This window comes from Caballeronia humi, assembly GCF_001544475.1.
GTDB lineage: Bacteria > Pseudomonadota > Gammaproteobacteria > Burkholderiales > Burkholderiaceae > Caballeronia > Caballeronia humi.
In genome coordinates this window covers 1-1,634 of the sequence record NZ_FCNW02000168.1, presented here as the reverse complement: position 1 = coordinate 1,634, position 1,634 = coordinate 1, and the positions used below count along the sequence as shown (strand labels likewise).

1 pseudogene is annotated in these 1,634 nt (G+C 60.4%); it reads right to left on the bottom strand.

The features are described from left to right. Window positions 1-8 precede the first annotated feature (8 nt). A pseudogene (locus AWB65_RS34800) lies at window positions 9-1,585 on the bottom strand (IS3 family transposase). Window positions 1,586-1,634: the final 49 nt, after the last annotated feature.

Here is a 1,634-nt window from a genome sequence, read left to right as displayed (position 1 = left end):
ATTGGATTTCAGGCGGCTTTTTGCTCTTGCGTTTGAGGGTGTCGAGTGAGTTCAGATTTACCGACCTGATCGGGATTCAGATGGACCGTGTGCACGCGCTTCCAGTTTCGCGTAGGGCCTTTCCATCGCAGCGGGTTACGCTGCCTGGCCACCTCATAGAGCGTTGCGCGGCGATCGAGAATCTGCTGGTCAAGGTTTGCGTGACGCTGGGCCGGCGTCACGAAGCGGATCGCGCTGTGACGATGTTCGTGGTTATACCAGCGTACTAGCCCGGTGACCCAGGTGCGCGCGGCAAACAGGGTGTCAAACGTCTGCAACGGGTAGGCCGGTCGGTACTTCAACGTCTTGAACAGCGATTCCGAATACGGATTGTCATTGCTCACGCCCGGTCGACTCAATGACGGCATAACACCCAGCGCCTGCAGGGTGGCGAGCATCGTGGCGCCTTTCATCGGGCTGCCGTTATCGGAGTGCAGGATGACCTGGTCGGGTTGTATCGCTTCGCGTGCGCAAAGGTCTTTGAGCACTTCGCTGGCCAGCACGCTGCTTTCCTCGGCATAGACCTGCCATCCGACAATCTTGCGGCTGAAGACATCGAGAAACAGATACAGATAAAAATACTGCCCACGAATCGTCGTCGGCAAGTAAGTAATGTCCCACGAGTACAGCTGGTTGGGCGCATCGGCACAGACCGCGCGCGGTTTGCTACGTGCGCTGGCCGGCCGTTCGCTGCGCCGGTGGGCGAGCTGGTTCGCTTCGCGCAGCACCCGGTAAAACGTTGATTCCGAGGCGATGTAGCGTTGCTGGTCGGCCAGTCGTGGCACGATCTGGCTCGGTGACAGGTGGGCGAATTCAGCAGAGTTGGCCACCGCCAGCAGTTCGGCGCGTTCATCGGCCGACAGCTTGTGCGCAGGCTCGTGGCGGCACAAGGTGCGCCCGTCCACGGCATCGGGGTCGCCACGTTGCCAGCGCTGCAAGGTACGCGAACTCAGCCCCAGGATCTCACACGCACGCGCCTGACGCGCCCCGGCGAGGATCGCTTCTTCGATCAGCCCGATCACGGTGCTGCGCTGCCCGGGGGAACTCATTGATCCTCGTCCCCGAACAGCGCCTGATACTTTTTTTGTAGTATCAGCAACGCCGCCGCCTCCGCCAGCGCCTTGTCCTTGCGGTTCAGTTCGCGTTGCAGTTGCGCATTGGCGTGTTTCAGTTCACGTACTTCCAGGGCGTTCTCGCGCCGGGCCGAGCCGCTGCCGGCCGTGCAGAAGTCCTGGCGCCACTGGGTGAGATGATGGGCGAACAGGCCCCGCTCACGGCACCAGGCATGCAGTGCCTCGTCGGTGAGTCCGTGGCTCTGATGCAAGGCCAGCAGGCGCTCTTCCAACGACCAATCTTCCGGGCGCCGTGCATCGACAGGCACCGGGTTGCGGCTTGCGGCGTTAGACACCCGGATCCACTTCCTTAAAGTTAATACGCTCATGTTCAGTTCGGAGGCAACCGCTCCTACGGAGCGGTTGCCTCGTTGCAGGGCCTTCGCCAGCGCCTGCTCTCTGAATTCTACAGAATACGTCTGTTTCGTCTTCAACCTGCACCTCTGAGTTCTTCAAATAACAAAAATTCAGAGGCGACATCTA